This window comes from Mammaliicoccus sp. A-M4, from assembly GCF_022386955.1.
Taxonomy (GTDB): domain Bacteria; phylum Bacillota; class Bacilli; order Staphylococcales; family Staphylococcaceae; genus Mammaliicoccus; species Mammaliicoccus lentus.
In genome coordinates, this window is sequence record NZ_JAJNHH010000003.1 from 145,709 (window position 1) to 161,571 (window position 15,863).

Below are 15,863 nucleotides of genomic sequence, written 5' to 3' on the forward strand. Positions count from 1 at the left end.
CACTTAAAAAGTGCACTTCATTTATATGGTTTAAGATTGCTTTAATTTAATACTATCATCTGGTAAGTTCACTTAATGGATATCATCAGTTCCCACCACCACTGACTCTCTAAAGATTCACATTAAAGTTACTACTCCTATACATTCTTAATATTATTCAATTTCTAAGGAATTTGCAAGTTTTATTTCATTTTATGCAACATTCCCCTTTTTTATTCCTTTGTCGTAAATTATTAAGAAATAATAACCAACAAGAATTAAGGCAATCATGCTAAAGAACATGACTTTCATATCAAATACATCTACGATAACACCACCCACTACAGGCCCAAAAGCTTTACCTACAGTTGAAGATGCATTTACAATACCTTGATATGCTCCCATACGACCTTTAGGTGCAAGTTTATTCGCAATTGCCGGAACTGCTGGCCAAACAAACATTTCACCGAAAGTTAAAATAACCATACCTACAACGAACATCGTAAATTGTTCCGCCACACTTGTTACTATATAACTAACTATAAAAATACCTAATCCAACACCCATTTGTAATTTTAAACGTTCTTTAAAACGATTAATAAATGGTGCGATTAATGGTTGTCCAGCTAATATTAACACGCCGTTGACAGTCCAAAGAAGACTATATTGCTTCAAGGAGATGCCTACAGATTGTGTATATGTCGCAATTGTCGTTTGCCATTGAACATAACCAATCCAACATAAACTAAACATCACACATAATAAAATCAGTGCTTTGAATTTCTTTTTATCTTTAACTTCTACAGCACTTGAAATACCCTCGTTATTTTTCACATTTACATTTAAATCTACATTATAATAACGTAAAGCTATAATAATGAATACAACATATAATAACAAATTAGCCATAAATATATATTTAAAGCTGAAGTCTGCTACAAAACCACCAGCTGCAGCACCAATAGAAACACCTAAATTTTGAGCTAAATAAATAGCATTAAATGTTGTTCTTCCTCCATTAGGCCAGCTTGCTGCAGCCATCGCATAAATTGCAGGTACGATTATGCCACCACCGAATCCTAGAATAACTAACCAGAAAGGATACCACGGCCAGTCATTTAAGAAATTTAAACCAACTAAACTTCCTATATTTATAATAGAAGCAAATATGATAGATCGAAAACCACCAATTTTATCAAATAAAGAACCGCCCAGTAAATTTCCGATTACGCTCCCAAATGCGTTAATCATTAATACAACACCGGCGGTACTTAAACTTTTATTTAATTCCTCATTCATATATATCGTATTTAAAGGCCACAAAAAACTAGCGCCCGTTATATTAATTGCCATTCCAATAATAAGCCACTTTACGATTTTTGGCATTTTCAAAGGGCATCACTCCCGTCAATTTTTTTCTCAATTTGAATAGTCTAAACCTTTTTCTGCAAAAGTTCAATATTATATGTTAAAATGCTTTAGATAAGTTTGTAGAACAGGATGTGAAATAAATTGACAGAACAATTCCGCTTTGCTTTTGATAACAAAAGATATCATACATGGAATTATCATTTAAAAAATAAATTTGGTGAAAAAATATTTAAAATAGCACTCGATGGTGGATTTGATTGTCCAAACCGAGATGGTACCGTTGCTCATGGTGGTTGTACTTTCTGTTCAGCTGCTGGTAGTGGTGACTTCGCTGGTAATAGAGCTGAACCAATTCATGTACAATTTAAAGAAATTAAAGATAAAATGCATGAAAAATGGTCTGAAGGTAAATATATCGCCTATTTCCAAGCTTTCACAAATACTCATGCCCCAGTCGAAGTGTTACGAGAAAAATACGAAGCAGCATTGTCTGAAAAAAATGTTGTAGGTTTATCTATAGCAACAAGACCAGATTGTCTACCTGATGATGTTGTTGAATATTTAGCTGAATTAAATGAACGTACATATTTATGGGTAGAATTAGGATTACAAACTGTGCATCAAGAAACTTCTGATCTTATAAATCGTGCACATGATATGAAATGCTACTATGAAGGTATAGAAAAATTAAGAAAACATAACATCAACATATGTACACATATTATTAATGGTTTACCTGGTGAAGATTATAATATGATGATGGAAACAGCTAAAGAAGTAGCTCAAATGGATGTACAAGGAATTAAGATTCACCTTCTACATTTATTAAAAGGTACGCCAATGGTTAAACAATATGAAAAAGGTATGCTTGAATTTATGACACAAGAAGATTATACAAATCTCGTTTGTGATCAGTTAGAAATTTTACCAGAAGAAATGATTATTCATAGAATTACTGGAGACGGCCCTATTGATTTAATGGTAGGTCCAATGTGGAGCGTTAATAAATGGGAAGTATTGAATTCTATAGACAATGAATTAAAAGCTCGTGGGACAATGCAAGGTTCAAAATTCATTAAAGCTGAGAGCGTTCAATCATGATTGTAGAAGGAATATTGCCATTTGCTAGGCATTTAATTTCAAGTCATATAGATAAAAATAGTATCGTAGTTGATGCAACTTGCGGTAACGGAAATGATACATTATTTCTTGCCAATCAAGTAACAAATGGTCAAGTTTATGCTTTTGATATTCAAGAAAAAGCTATTAACAGCACAAAAGAAAAAACAAAAGAATATAACAATATTCAATATTACTTAGAAGGACATGAAAAAGCTGCCGATATCATTTCTGCAGAACATAATAGTATCGACGCATCTATCTTTAATTTAGGCTATTTACCTAAAGGAGATAAAAGCATCACAACAAACTCAAATACTACCATATCCGCCATTCAATCATTATTCGAATTAACTAAAAAGAATGGCATCATTGTGCTAGTTGTTTATCCAGGACATCCAGAAGGACAAATCGAATCAAATGATGTATTAAACTTTGTTAAAAATATAGATCAAAATGAAGCACATGTATTAAACTATCAATTTATTAATCAAAAGAATAATCCACCATATATTATAGGTATTGAAAAAAGAAATTAATAAGAGGGAGTGGGACAGAAATCTTATTTTAATAAATAGATTTCGTAGTCCCATCCCGGCAAGGATGACTAGGATTGGAAAAAGCTTGATATAAGCGCATTTTCAATCCAGTCAGCTACTGCCATTATATTAAAAGAGGCTGAGACACGTATTTATGTCCCAGCCTCTTTTTGAATATAACTTATAAAACAAGAGCTATTATTCCTTATTGGATTAACTATAACATTAACTTACGAATGAACTTTTATCCCCTTACTCAACTACAACCAATATAATAGAAGAGCCCGAAACAAATTCATGTCCCGGACTCTTTTTACATTTTATAAATTAAATAAGTGGAAGTATATGTAGTTTCGTTTAGATATTACATGTATCAACTATAGATTTGAATTGCTCTTCAAACAAAGTTTGTCTTTTTTTAATTTCCTCACAAGCATATTTAATTAAGTCATTTTTATGCTCGTCAAACTCTTGATTAACTTCTACGATAACTGTTCTTTCATCATCTTCCGGCCTTGTCTTTTTAATCCAACCTTTTTTAACTAAATTATTATATAACCTAGTTCTTTTATATGGTTTGATATCAATGTGTTCGTCCAATTCTTTTAAACTCATTGAACCTTTGTTCCATAAAACTACTAATGTTAAAAATTCTTCTTTTTCAATTTGAAATTTCTCTTCAATATTATCAAAAATATTATTTATATTTTTTTGAATATCATCTAATAAGATTAAGTCACTTATATCGCCCTCTTTATATCCCATAAGCTCTCCTCCAGTGTGTCATATAAATATAATATACCCACAATGATAGGTTTAAATCTTATTATGTATGATTATTATTTCTTATTCTTCATCTTCTATAAGTAAGCCTACATAATGAATTCGGTTATTCATAAATGATATCAAGTATCTCATGACATTTTCTCGTTCAGGCTCATTGTGTATTTCATGATTTAAACCATGCCAAGATTTATAATAAAGCTCATTTGTATTAATGTGTCTTGCTACTGATTTAATAGAATCTAAGTCAGCAATTTTATCTTCTGTACCTGACATCAATAGTAATGGAATAGATGATATATGTTGAAGGTTTTCCATTGTCGTCTTCATCGTTTCTAAAATTGTCTTATACCAATGATAGCTAACTTTATTAAGCATTAAAGCATCGTTATTTGTATCATCGATTACTTCTTTATTTCTAGTTAAACTTTCAATAGTAATTCCAGCGTCAAATTTTGCATCTTTTGCAACTGTACCGAAGCTAGAAGCTAAAAAGTTTCTTCTTGTCGAAATATTTTGTTGAAAAGCTACTAATGGAGAAATAAGTAAAACACCTTCAACTTTTAAGTCTACTTTCTCTAATAAATTTAAAAGAATCAATCCACCTAATCCAACGCCTAAAGTGAAAACAGGTAAATGGTATTCCTCCGCTATTGATAACCATTCTAAAACTTGCTCATGATATTCTTCAAAATCATCTATGTGCCCTCTATGTACTCTTGAAGTTTGTCCTTGACCTCTTAAGTCACCCATAATAACGTGGTAACCTTCTCTACGTAGCTTTGTAATAACGAACGCGTAACGTCCAGTATGTTCAAGCATATTATGTACGATTACTACAATACCTTTAGCTTCTTTTTCAGTTTCCCATTTCCACATAATATATTACTCCTTTTACCTAAATAGCTACTTTTTTGTTAAACTTAGTATAACAAATTTTTTAAAAAGAATGGAGAATCTTGAATGATAAAATCTTTTAACAACAAAACACCTCAAATTGATTCTAGTAGTTATATTGCAGAAAATGCTACAATTATCGGGGATGTTGAAATAGGTAAAGAAAGTTCAGTTTGGTTCAATGCTGTTATTAGAGGTGATGTAGCACCTACAAAAATAGGCAATGGTGTTAATATTCAAGATTTAAGTTGTCTACACCAAAGTCCTGATCAACCATTAATAATAGAAGATAATGTTACAGTAGGACATAAAGCTACATTGCACTCTAGCATTATTCGAAAAAATGCACTGATAGGAATGGATTCTACTATATTGGATGGAGCTGAAATTGGAGAATATGCATTCATTGGCGCAGGTTCACTAGTACCACCTGGCAAGAAAATACCTCCGCGCACATTGGCATTTGGTAGACCAGCAAAAGTAGTAAGAGAATTAACAGACAAAGACTATGAAGAACTAGACAGAATTAATCAATCATATATTGAAAAAGGAAAATTATATAAAGATAACCAATAGTTTTAACATTACACTGATAAAAGATGAAGACGATAAATTGAAGTTGTTGCTTGCGTTGCACGTGAACCGCGTCTTGCAACATTCACAATAAAAAAAAGAGGCTGTGACATTAATACAAGTCTCAGCCTCTTTTATTATAATGGCAGTAGCTGACTGGATTGAAAATGCGCTTATATCAAGCTTTTTCCAATCCTAGTCATCCTTGCCGGGGTGGGACTACGAAATCTATTTATTAAAATGAGATTTCTGTCCCACTCCCTTTTTAATTTAAGCAATTTTAAATTTACTGTGCATATACGGTAACTTAACAACGATATAAGAAATTATAATTTCATAGAACATTGAGAAGAATTTTTGGAAGAAGAACAATACATTTTGAGATAGGATTATTCCAAGCCCCTGCCCGCTAAATTGATATGTTACTAATAAAAAGTTATCTATTAAATTTAATACAATAACTGTTACAAATACTGTCCATGATTTCTTTGTTATCATAGCTATTAAAATTGCAATAACACTTATTAAAATAGGTTCAAATACGAATAACTGTAAAAAGCTATCTAACGGTTTCCCAAATATATAAAACGCCATATCCCTAAACATAACGATTACTCCTTTGTTAACAATTCTATTCTCATACATTGTAACACGTGACATGGCTGTGTTTTATTAAGTTATTCTAAAGATTTAAACCATATCTTAACATTAAATTAATAATTGTATAAATTGAATCTTAACATTAACTTCGCAACAACTTCATAATCGAATGTTATATTGAAAATGTAAACAACGTCATGATTTAAAGGAGCATTAACCTATGCGTTTCTTTAAAAAATTCTTGTTATCTGTTCTAATACTTACGTTTCTCCCTCATGCCATTAGCATAGCATCTGAACCAATTTCTCCTACAATGGATCAAATTAAAGAATAACACCCTTTTCTAGGTTGTTATTTATGTTATTTTTATGTCTTTTTCTTTTATTAGTGTAAAAATATATTTTATTGGTATGAAAACGCTTAACTAAATTATATTATACATGATAGAATAAAAGAAAGAAGATATTTGATTAAGGAGGACTTGCTATGCCTGTCGTTAAAGATTTTTTTATTGCATTATCTAACAATAAGTTTATGAATGAATCAGCTAAGAGAATGGGTCCTGCACTTGGTGCGAAAAAGGTTGTAGCGGGAGTTGATATTGATTCAACAATCGATACAGTAGAGAAATTAAATGAAAGAGGAATTTCTTGTACTTTAGATAATTTAGGTGAGTTTGTAACTTCACGCCATGAAGCGTTAGAAGCACAACAAAATATCGTCGAAATAATGCGACGATGTTATAACGCTAATATTCAAGCACATGTTTCAATTAAGTTAACACAATTAGGGATTAATATTGATAAAGATTTTACTTATCAAAATACTCGGGAAATTTTATTAAAAGCTCAAGAATTTGATAATTCATTTGTTAACATAGATGCTGAAAAATTTGAAGACTTAGTTGGCATTACTGAAATACTTGATAAATTGAAAAATGAATTCAATAATGTCGGCACAGTAATTCAAGCATACTTACACGACGCAATGAATATTATGGATAAGTATCAAGATTTAAGGCTTCGCTTAGTAAAGGGTGCTTATAAAGAAGGCCCTCACATCGCTTATCAAACTAAAGAAGAAATAGATAGAAATTATATAAAGTTAATTGAACACAGACTGTTAACGGCTAATGCTTTTACATCTATTGCTACACATGATCACAACATTATTAATCATGTTAAACAATTTGTAAAAAACCATAATATCGATAAAAATTCATTTGAATTCCAAATGCTATACGGTTTCAGAACTGACTATGCATATGAATTAGCTGATGAAGGATACAACTTTACTATGTATGTACCATTCGGGGAAGATTGGTTCGGTTATTTCATGCGCCGTTTAGCAGAGAGACCTCAAAATATTAATCTAATGCTATTAGATATATTCAGTGCAAAAAACAAAAAGACATTTATCACGGGAGCGGCAGGAGTTGCAGCTGCATCATTGTTGACAATTGGTAGTATTGCATTGTTTAAGAAAAACAAATAAAACAATAATCATTACACGGTTTTAATTATATTTAATAGAAAAACTCCTAATACATCGGTTTATAACCAACATGTTAGGAGTTTTTTTATGAACTATTTTATATTGTTTTTTCTATATTTTTTAATAAGTTAGCCATTTCAATAGCTGCTAGAGCTGCATCTCCACCTTTATTACCAGCTTTTGTACCTGCTCTTTCTATTGCTTGTTCTATTGTTTCCGTAGTTATAACACCAAAGATAACAGGTATATCTGTTGTATCACTTACTTTAGATACGCCTTTTGCTACTTCATTACATACGTAATCATAATGTGTTGTTGCGCCTCTAATTACACACCCTAATGTAATGACAGCATCATAATTCCCTGAGTTAGCTAATTTTTTAGCTACTAATGGAATTTCAAAAGCACCCGGTACATAAGCTACATGGACATTTTCTTCTTCGACATTATGTCTAATTAAAGTATCTTTTGCACCGTCTAATAGTCTTCCTGTAATAAAATCATTAAATCTACCTACTACAATTGCTATTTTTAATTTTGATCCATTCATTTTACCTTCAAATTTCATTTCAATTCTCTCCATTTCAATTATAATAAATGACCCATTTTTTCTTTTTTTGTATCTATATAAGATTGATTATTAACGTTAGGATTCATCACTACTGGTATTCGTTCTGTTATTGTAATACCTAAGTCGTTTAGCTGTTGAAACTTATCTGGATTATTGCTAATCAGTTTAATATGATTAATATTGAAATATTTCAATATATGAATAGCTTCCGTATAATCTCTTAAATCCGCTTCAAACCCTAAAGCTTTATTAGCTGTGATTGTATCGTAACCTTGTTCAATTAATTCATATGCCTTTAATTTATTAATTAAACCAATACCTCTACCTTCTTGTGGTAAATATAAAATAATACCACCATGCTCTTTGATGTATTTCATCGCATACTCAAGTTGTTCACCACAATCACATCTCGCACTGTGAAAAATATCTCCAGTTAAACAAGCTGAATGAATACGAACGTTCGTATCATTTTTTATGTCACCTGAAGTAATCGCTAAATATTCTTTGTCGTCCAATTGTGATGAAAAACCATACATATCAAATTCTCCAAAAGATGTTGGCAATTTAATTTTCGATTCAAATTGTACGATTTGATCATGTTTTTTTCTATATTTTACTAAGTCTTCTATCGTTATCATTTTCAAATCATGTTCTAATTTAAATGTATATAGCTCTTCACGGTTAGACATAGTTCCATCATCATTCATTATTTCACAAATTGCACCAGCTGGTTTTGCGTCAGTTAATTTTGCTAAATCTATACAAGCTTCCGTATGCCCTATTCTTTCAAGCACACCATTGTCTTTCGCAATTAACGGAAAAACATGTCCTGGTTTAACAAAAGCATCGCCGGAACTTTCACTGATTAACGCTTTAATTGTATCCGTTCTTTCAAATGCACTAATACCAGTAGTTGTAGATATGTGATCAACACTTACAGTAAAAGCTGTTTTGAATTTATCATTAGTATTTGTCATAAGGTGTAAATCAAGTTGAGTTGCAATCTGTTGACTAATAGGCGCACAAATTAATCCTCTAGCAAATTTAGCCATAAAATTAATTGTATCAACAGTTAAATATTCTGATACTGCTATTAAGTCGCCTTCATTTTCTCTATCTTCATCATCCACTACAATAACAGGTTTGCCTAACTTCAAATCTTCTAATGCCGCTTCAATACTATCAAACATAGTTAGCCTCCTAAAATCCAAAATTCAGTAATTTTTCTTGTGATAATTGACTGTTATTTTGATTCGTTATTTTTTGAACATATTTAAACAATAAATCCGTTTCTATGTGTACAGAATCACCTTGTTTTTTATTTACAAAAATCGTACGTAATCTTGTTTCAGGTATGAGATGAATTTCAAATGAATTTTGATTTAACTTGAATATCGTTAAACTTACTCCATCTACAGTTATCGAACCTTTATCAATCATTTGATTTAATAATGATTCATCTACATTAATTTCGATTAACCATTCATCATTTCTTTTAGTGATGCGCTTTATAATACCTTTGCCATCAACATGTCCACTAACGAAATGTCCTCCGAATCTTCCATTCGCTAACATTGCACGTTCCAGATTCACTTGATCATTTACCGTAAGATTTTCTAAATATGTCACAGAAATTGTGCCTGTAATTACTTCAACTTTAAATAATGAATCATTTCGTTCTGTAACAGTTAAACAAACACCATTGACACTTACTGAATCTCCTAGTGACAAATCATCACATATTTCTGGAGCTTGTATTGATAATGACTTTACACCACTTTTTGTGCTCACATTTTTAATCGTACCTACTGTTTCAATTATTCCTGTAAACATACACTCACTACTTTCTTAAAATTAATTTAAGATCTTCGTCAATGATTTCTGTTGATATAAATTTAAACTGTTTAATTTTGGATAAAGGATAAACATCATTTGTTTGATAAAATTGATATTTGCCTTGACCACCAATTACTTTCGGGGCTTGATAAATAATTAATTGGTCAGCTAAATCTTGTTCTATAAATTGACTAACAAGTGTAGGTCCTGCTTCTACTAAAACACTCGCGTAACCTAATTTATATAGAAGTTGAAGCATGTTTTCTAAATTTGATAAATCACTTTTATATAACTCAATATTTTGTGTGTCTTTAATTTCAAAATTTGGGTGGTTTGTTACTACTATTGCAGGATTATCTCGATCTTTGAAAATTTGTAAATCTTCATCGAAAGAAGACTGTTGGGATAAAACAATGCGTTTTGGCTCTTTGAAGTTTGGTTTTCGTGATGTTAGTAGCGGGTTATCTTCTCTCACTGTGCCGCCACCCGTAATAATTGCATCATTTTCACTTCTTAAATGAAGTACATCTTCTTTCACTGTTTTACATGTAATCCATTTACTTTCCTTAAAATCAGTAGCAACTTTCCCATCTAGACTAGTTGATATTTTTAATGTTACAAAAGGTGTCTTCTTCTTTTGTTGAATAAAAAATTCTTTATATAATTCCTCCGCTCTACTTGAAGGCGAATGTATTACTTCTACTCCTGCCTCTTCAAGCATATCGTGTCCACTTTTACTTAGTGATCCATCTTTCACAGCATATTCTACTCTAGAAATACCACTTTCTATTATTGCTTTAGAACACGGCGGTGTTAAACCATAGTGTGAACACGGTTCAAGAGAAACATATATTGTCGCACCTTCTGCTTCTTTACCAGCCATATTAAGTGCTTGAATTTCGGCGTGTGCTTCACCTTTTTTTAAATGAGCACCAAAACCGATAATTCTATTATCTTTTACGATAACAGCACCAACAGAGGGATTCGTACTAGTTTGTCCTTTTAATTGTTCAGCTAATTGAATAGCAAATTCTAAATATTGATTCATTTATATACCTCCTAAAAATGAAAAAAAGACACCGAAAATTAACATTTCGGTGTCTTGGGAGTAAAAAATGTATCAAGAAATAAGCCTTTAATAGATTAAAGACAAAAACATTTTTGTATAACGAAATAAGCGTATTGTATACGCTTCGTCTATTCTTTCTCCCATCCAGACTATACTGTCGGCTTCAGATTTTCACTGAATCAGCCACAAATGCTAAGCAAATGCAGGTCGCGGGCTTGATTTACCGCCGGTTGGGAATTTCACCCTGCCCCGAAAGAATATTATTAAATTATAATCATCAGTAATCACTGATGACCATATTCTATACTAAAATAGTATGGTTTACAAATATATTACTAAATTTAATATATTTATTTATTTTTCTTCTTTTTCGACTTTTTCTTTTTGTTATTATTTTTTAAGTTTCTTTCTTCTAGTTCAATATATAAATCATTAACGGCTCTAACTGTTTCATCCACTAATAATGAAACGCCATTAACATCAAAATTTACACCACTTGTAATTTGTCCTATTGCTTTTAAATTTGGCATTGTTCCATATTTAGGGCTAATTATTTCATTAGAATATGGCACTACTAAAATACCACCAAAAGGATGAGGCGCAATGATTTGTTTATTTTCTAAACCTTTTATAAAATGCTCATCCTCATTTAATTCAGATAAATGCATTTTAGGACCTGTTGCATTAATAACATAGTGATAACTATCTTCATTTTCACTATTTTTATATTTTAGTCTAAATTTCCCATAATATTTACGAACGTTTTCTAATCCTTCTTTTACAACTACATCTCCACTTTCTATCCATTCAATTAATTGTTTAGCTGAAGATTGTGGCATGGGGTTAGCGTTTCTTTTAAAATGCTGACCGTATTTAGATAAAAATGTTTCTTTATCTTTTATAGTCATTGCGTTCCATAGTGGAATCATATTATGTTTTACTTCTTCAACAAAGGATTGGAAGTGCCCAACTTCGTCTTCATGCTTTAAATCATATTTTATATTGATTACATTATCTTTTTTAAATCGATGTAACATTTTCTTTAAATCAATATTTTGATATTCACACTCTTTTTTAAACAATTCTTCTATTTCAAATAATGGTGCTATTCCTTTATGAATTTTTTTGATTTTTTCTACTTCTTCAACACAAATATACTTTAATTTAATATCATGGTTAATACCACGAACTGTCGGAAACTGAGCATGTCTAGAAGTCACTACAATCGGAAATTGTTTATGGTTTTCCATAACATATCGAATAACATCAACTGAACTTAATCCTGTACCAATAATAGCAATATCGTCATTTTCTTTAACGCCTCTCAAAGATTGTACAGTTGGATAAGGTGATTCTATATATCCTTTCACACCTTTTAATTTATAAGGATCTTTGTAAGGTAAAGTTCCAATCGTCATAAAAACATAATCATATTTTTGACATACCGCTTCATTATCTTCTATATAACAAATATCTATTTTATATTGTCCTCGCTCATCTTTAATTTCTTCAACATAGCAACTATCAACTTTGTATTTGTGAACGAAGATATTATCATATTTGTTTAAAATATTATGTAAAATAGATTTCATATAATGACCAAAAACTAATCTTGGTAAATACTTTGCTTTTCCATAATCAAAAATGTCATTGTTTTTATACCATTTTTTAAAATCTTTTTCGTCATCTAGATCTAATGACATTTGATTGGCCGGAAGATTAATAAGTAAACGATCACTATCATTTTGAAATGGCTTCCCCATCCCCATGTCTTCTGAACTATCAAAAATATCCACGGTGATGTTTTTAAAATTTTTATGTTTAGTCAATTGGTTTAAAGTGCTTACGCCAGCAGTTCCCATACCTATAATTGCTACTTTCAAATTTTTCTCCTCCAAAATAACACAGTTTATATTACTTTAATTTTACCATTAGTATTTAAAATAAATGTATGATTTCTCTATTCTTTATATTATATTATTACCTCATTTCAAATTTCTAACCGTAATATGCCTTAAACACTATTGTCCATGCACTATATGCAAGATTTTAGCATACGATTTCTTGTCACTTTTTTATTCTTTACATATATGACAATATTCTTACTTTAATATTTTTCGCGATTTTACGCTTTTTATAAATTTTCTTATTTTTTAGAATATTCGCTTTTCAAAAACCTTAGCACATGTAAATTTTATAAATATGCAAATAATATGCTATAATGATAAACGTTGTTATTTTACATATTAAAATAAAGGAGAAGTGTTATGTTATCAATACAAGACTTAACTAAAGTTTATCGTGGCGGTAAAAAAGCTGTAGATAGTATCAGTATGGAAATTGAATCTGGTGAATTTATAGCATTTATTGGTACGAGTGGTAGCGGTAAAACTACTGCTTTAAGAATGATTAATCGCATGATTGAACCCACTGGTGGAACAATCACTTTAAACGGGAAAGATTTAAGCAAGATGAATGCAGTAAGTTTAAGAAGAAGTGTAGGATATGTCATTCAACAAATTGGTTTAATGCCACATATGACAATTCGCGAAAATATTGTTCTAGTTCCTAAATTATTAAAATGGAATAAAGAAGAAAAAGAAAAGAAAGCAAAAGAGCTTATTAATTTAGTTGATTTACCTGAAAGCTATTTAGATTTATATCCCTCTCAATTATCTGGAGGACAACAACAACGTATAGGTGTCGTTAGAGCGCTAGCAGCAGATCAAGACATTATCCTTATGGATGAGCCGTTTGGTGCCTTGGACCCTATTACGAGAGATACACTCCAAGATCTTGTCAAAACGCTACAACATAAATTAGGAAAAACAATTATCTTCGTAACACACGATATGGATGAAGCTATTAAGTTAGCAGATAGAATTTGTATCATGTCTGAAGGAGAAATTGTTCAATTTGATACACCTAATAACATTCTTAAACACCCAGCTAATGATTTCGTTAGTGAATTTATCGGTCAAAATAGATTGATACAAGATAGACCTAACTTAAAAGTGGTAGATGACGCTATGATTAGTGCTATTACAATTACTTCTGAAAAAACAATAGACGAAGCTGTAACATTAATGCGTGATAGACGTGTCGATGTTCTATTTGTTACGAATCTCAAAGGTAAATTAGTAGGTTGTATTGACATTGAAGACTTAAATGAAGGCTATCGAAAAGGTAGCGATATTATCGATATGATGGACCGAAATGTTTACACTGTTAAAACAGGTACGATGCTTCAAGATTCAGTGCGCACAATACTTAAGAGAAACGTTAGATTAATTCCTGTTGTCGATAACCAAAACTTAATCAAAGGTGTTATAACAAGAGCTAGCCTTGTTGATATAGTTTATGATTCAATTTGGGGATTAAATGAAGAAGAAGCAAAAACAAGTGATATTAAATAAGGAGTGAACAATTGTGATAGAATTTCTTCAAGTTAATGGACAAGAACTATTTCAAAAAACAATAGAACACTTCTATATCTCTTTCGTTGCGCTTTTACTAGCAATGGTTGTGTCAATACCTTTAGGCATCGTGTTAACACGAACGAAAAAACTTGCCAAAATAGTATTGTCAATAGCTAGTGTTCTACAAACCGTACCATCTTTAGCGGTATTAGCAATTATGATACCTTTCTTAGGGGTCGGTAAATTACCTGCAATTATTGCATTATTTATTTATATTTTATTACCTATACTAAACAATACGTACATAGGCATTAATAATGTTGATAAAAACGTTAAAGGTGCCGGCATTAGTATGGGGATGACTAAATTCCAAGAAATGTATATGGTTGAACTCCCTCTAGCCATTTCTGTAATCATGAGTGGTATACGCTTATCTAGTGTATATGCTATCAGTTGGGCAACTTTAGCAAGTTTCATAGGAGCAGGTGGTTTAGGTGACTTTATCTTTAACGGGTTAAACCTATATCAACCAGACCTAATAATCGGTGGTGCAATTGCGGTTACAGCAATCGCGCTAATTATGGATTTTGTACTTTCTAAAGTCGAAGAATGGGTTACACCTAAAGGGTTAAAAGTTTCAAGATAAGGAGGAAACATAAACATGAAAAAATATTTTAAATTGTTTATTCCGATAGTTACGCTAACAGTAATTTTATCCGGATGTTCCCTACCTTTTCTTGGAGGAACTGGTGATAAAAACTCTGTAAAAATCGGAATGCAAAACACAAGTGAATCACAAATAATAGGTCATATAGATAGACTAATGATTGAACATGAAGCAAAAAAAGATAATGTTAACGAAAATAATATTCAAATGATTAATAATTTAGGTTCTTCAACTGTTACATTCAACGCAATGAATACAGGTGACGCTAATATATCCAGTGCACGTTACACAGGTACAGATTTAACTGGCGCTTTAAACATGGACCCTATTACAGATCCTGATAAAGCTTTGAAAGTTGTAAGAAAAGCTTTCGATGAAGATTATAATCAAAAATGGTACGGTTCATACGGATTCGAAAATACATACGCTATGATGGTTACAAAAGAAACAGCTGAGAAATATAACCTTAAAAAAGTATCGGATATGAAAAATGTTGCAGATAAATTAGAGGCAGGCGTAGACTCTTCTTGGATGAAACGACCTGGTGATGGTTATCCTGCTTTCAAAGAAAAATATGGTTTTGACTTCAAACGTACAAGACCTATGCAAATCGGTTTAGTATATGATGCATTAAATACTGGAAAAATGGATGTAGTCCTTGGATATACAACTGATGGTAGAATCGCAAGTTATGACTTAGTTGTATTAGAAGACGACTTACGTTTCTTCCCTCCATATGATGCAAGTCCTCTAGTTACTGAAGAATTAATTAAAGAAAAACCTTATGTAGATAGAGCGATGAAAAAACTTGAAGGAAAAATCTCAACTGAACAAATGCAAAAATTAAACTACGAAGCTGATAATAACTTAAAAGAACCAGCTGTAGTTGCTGAAGAATTCCTTAAGAAACATAATTATTTTGACGACGAAAAGGACGGTGAGTAAA

The 15,863-nt window shown here is 31.2% G+C and carries 16 protein-coding genes and 1 riboswitch; of the genes, 7 read left to right on the forward strand and 9 right to left on the reverse strand.

Features of this window, described 5'->3' with window-relative positions:
* Positions 1-192: 192 nt before the first annotated feature.
* A complete protein-coding gene (locus LQ682_RS04280) occupies positions 193-1,371 on the reverse strand; it encodes an MDR family MFS transporter (RefSeq protein WP_147641033.1) in 1,179 nt (392 codons plus the stop codon).
* Between the two features lie 120 nt (positions 1,372-1,491).
* On the opposite strand from LQ682_RS04280, the gene mnmL reads away from it, so the two are divergent.
* A complete protein-coding gene (gene mnmL, locus LQ682_RS04285; protein WP_017000066.1) occupies positions 1,492-2,451 on the forward strand; it encodes a tRNA modification radical SAM protein MnmL/YtqA in 960 nt (319 codons plus the stop codon).
* On the forward strand, positions 2,448-3,008 hold the full coding sequence (mnmM, locus tag LQ682_RS04290; RefSeq protein WP_147641034.1) for a tRNA 5-(aminomethyl)-2-thiouridylate-methyltransferase MnmM: 561 nt from the start codon (positions 2,448-2,450) through the stop codon (positions 3,006-3,008). The genes mnmL and mnmM overlap by 4 nt, the downstream gene beginning before the upstream one ends.
* A 357-nt stretch (positions 3,009-3,365) precedes the next feature.
* Here the strand turns inward: mnmM and LQ682_RS04295 are convergent, their stop codons facing one another.
* Together LQ682_RS04295 and LQ682_RS04300 are read right to left on the reverse strand one after the other, a co-directional pair.
* Positions 3,366-3,773 carry a transcriptional regulator, SarA/Rot family gene (locus tag LQ682_RS04295; RefSeq protein ID WP_147641035.1) on the reverse strand — a complete coding sequence of 136 codons (408 nt, stop codon included), beginning with the start codon at positions 3,771-3,773 and terminating at the stop codon, positions 3,366-3,368.
* An 81-nt stretch (positions 3,774-3,854) separates the two neighbouring features.
* Positions 3,855-4,670, reverse strand: a complete 816-nt coding sequence (locus LQ682_RS04300) for an alpha/beta fold hydrolase (protein WP_064211687.1) — start codon at positions 4,668-4,670, stop codon at positions 3,855-3,857.
* 84 nt (positions 4,671-4,754) lie between these two features.
* On the opposite strand from LQ682_RS04300, the gene LQ682_RS04305 reads away from it, so the two are divergent.
* Positions 4,755-5,264, forward strand: coding sequence for a gamma carbonic anhydrase (locus tag LQ682_RS04305; RefSeq protein ID WP_135032674.1), 510 nt, complete (start codon positions 4,755-4,757; stop codon positions 5,262-5,264).
* Positions 5,265-5,531: 267 nt separating this feature from the next.
* Here the strand turns inward: LQ682_RS04305 and LQ682_RS04310 are convergent, their stop codons facing one another.
* Positions 5,532-5,867 carry a hypothetical protein gene (locus LQ682_RS04310; RefSeq protein WP_064205370.1) on the reverse strand — a complete coding sequence of 112 codons (336 nt, stop codon included), beginning with the start codon at positions 5,865-5,867 and terminating at the stop codon, positions 5,532-5,534.
* 480 nt (positions 5,868-6,347) lie between these two features.
* Here LQ682_RS04310 and LQ682_RS04315 point away from each other — a divergent pair, with 480 nt between their 5' ends.
* Positions 6,348-7,355, forward strand: a complete 1,008-nt coding sequence (locus LQ682_RS04315) for a proline dehydrogenase family protein (RefSeq protein ID WP_064205369.1) — start codon at positions 6,348-6,350, stop codon at positions 7,353-7,355.
* A 97-nt stretch (positions 7,356-7,452) separates the two neighbouring features.
* Here LQ682_RS04315 and ribH read toward each other — a convergent pair whose 3' ends face one another.
* From ribH to LQ682_RS04340, 5 genes are all read right to left on the reverse strand, one after another.
* Entirely contained in the window at positions 7,453-7,923 is a 471-nt protein-coding gene (ribH, locus tag LQ682_RS04320) for a 6,7-dimethyl-8-ribityllumazine synthase (protein WP_239723920.1), read from the reverse strand.
* A gap of 20 nt (positions 7,924-7,943) precedes the next feature.
* Positions 7,944-9,116, reverse strand: coding sequence for a 3,4-dihydroxy-2-butanone-4-phosphate synthase (gene ribB, locus LQ682_RS04325; RefSeq protein ID WP_239723921.1), 1,173 nt, complete (start codon positions 9,114-9,116; stop codon positions 7,944-7,946).
* A 10-nt stretch (positions 9,117-9,126) separates the two neighbouring features.
* Positions 9,127-9,759, reverse strand: coding sequence for a riboflavin synthase (locus LQ682_RS04330; RefSeq protein ID WP_017000837.1), 633 nt, complete (start codon positions 9,757-9,759; stop codon positions 9,127-9,129).
* A 7-nt stretch (positions 9,760-9,766) separates the two neighbouring features.
* Positions 9,767-10,810, reverse strand: coding sequence for a bifunctional diaminohydroxyphosphoribosylaminopyrimidine deaminase/5-amino-6-(5-phosphoribosylamino)uracil reductase RibD (ribD, locus tag LQ682_RS04335; protein WP_239705925.1), 1,044 nt, complete (start codon positions 10,808-10,810; stop codon positions 9,767-9,769).
* A 149-nt stretch (positions 10,811-10,959) separates the two neighbouring features.
* A riboswitch (FMN riboswitch) is annotated at positions 10,960-11,092 on the reverse strand.
* Positions 11,093-11,181: 89 nt separating this feature from the next.
* Positions 11,182-12,714, reverse strand: coding sequence for an FAD/NAD(P)-binding protein (locus tag LQ682_RS04340; RefSeq protein ID WP_239723923.1), 1,533 nt, complete (start codon positions 12,712-12,714; stop codon positions 11,182-11,184).
* Positions 12,715-13,098: 384 nt separating this feature from the next.
* Here LQ682_RS04340 and LQ682_RS04345 point away from each other — a divergent pair, with 384 nt between their 5' ends.
* Genes LQ682_RS04345 through LQ682_RS04355 form a run of 3 tightly spaced genes read left to right on the forward strand, consistent with a single transcriptional unit; the run spans position 13,099 to position 15,862 of the window.
* The gene (locus LQ682_RS04345; protein WP_017000840.1) at positions 13,099-14,247 is read left to right on the forward strand and encodes a betaine/proline/choline family ABC transporter ATP-binding protein; all 1,149 of its coding nucleotides are present in this window, start codon (positions 13,099-13,101) and stop codon (positions 14,245-14,247) included.
* Between the two features lie 13 nt (positions 14,248-14,260).
* Complete coding sequence (locus LQ682_RS04350; protein WP_070044677.1) at positions 14,261-14,896, forward strand: ABC transporter permease; 636 nt, start codon at positions 14,261-14,263, stop codon at positions 14,894-14,896.
* A 15-nt stretch (positions 14,897-14,911) separates the two neighbouring features.
* Complete coding sequence (locus LQ682_RS04355) at positions 14,912-15,862, forward strand: osmoprotectant ABC transporter substrate-binding protein (protein WP_017000842.1); 951 nt, start codon at positions 14,912-14,914, stop codon at positions 15,860-15,862.
* The last annotated feature ends 1 nt before the right edge of the window (position 15,863 follow it).

Bases quoted from the DNA above. Each gene is read 5' to 3' on its own strand.
- mnmM (WP_147641034.1), top strand. From the start codon at position 2,448: ATGATTGTAGAAGGAATATTGCCATTTGCTAGGCATTTAATTTCAAGT.
- LQ682_RS04295 (WP_147641035.1), bottom strand. From the start codon at position 3,773: ATGGGATATAAAGAGGGCGATATAAGTGACTTAATCTTATTAGATGAT.
- LQ682_RS04300 (WP_064211687.1), bottom strand. From the start codon at position 4,670: ATGTGGAAATGGGAAACTGAAAAAGAAGCTAAAGGTATTGTAGTAATC.
- LQ682_RS04305 (WP_135032674.1), top strand. From the start codon at position 4,755: ATGATAAAATCTTTTAACAACAAAACACCTCAAATTGATTCTAGTAGT.
- LQ682_RS04310 (WP_064205370.1), bottom strand. From the start codon at position 5,867: ATGTTTAGGGATATGGCGTTTTATATATTTGGGAAACCGTTAGATAGC.
- LQ682_RS04315 (WP_064205369.1), top strand. From the start codon at position 6,348: ATGCCTGTCGTTAAAGATTTTTTTATTGCATTATCTAACAATAAGTTT.
- ribH (WP_239723920.1), bottom strand. From the start codon at position 7,923: ATGAAATTTGAAGGTAAAATGAATGGATCAAAATTAAAAATAGCAATT.
- ribB (WP_239723921.1), bottom strand. From the start codon at position 9,116: ATGTTTGATAGTATTGAAGCGGCATTAGAAGATTTGAAGTTAGGCAAA.
- LQ682_RS04330 (WP_017000837.1), bottom strand. From the start codon at position 9,759: ATGTTTACAGGAATAATTGAAACAGTAGGTACGATTAAAAATGTGAGC.
- ribD (WP_239705925.1), bottom strand. From the start codon at position 10,810: ATGAATCAATATTTAGAATTTGCTATTCAATTAGCTGAACAATTAAAA.
- LQ682_RS04345 (WP_017000840.1), top strand. From the start codon at position 13,099: ATGTTATCAATACAAGACTTAACTAAAGTTTATCGTGGCGGTAAAAAA.
- LQ682_RS04355 (WP_017000842.1), top strand. From the start codon at position 14,912: ATGAAAAAATATTTTAAATTGTTTATTCCGATAGTTACGCTAACAGTA.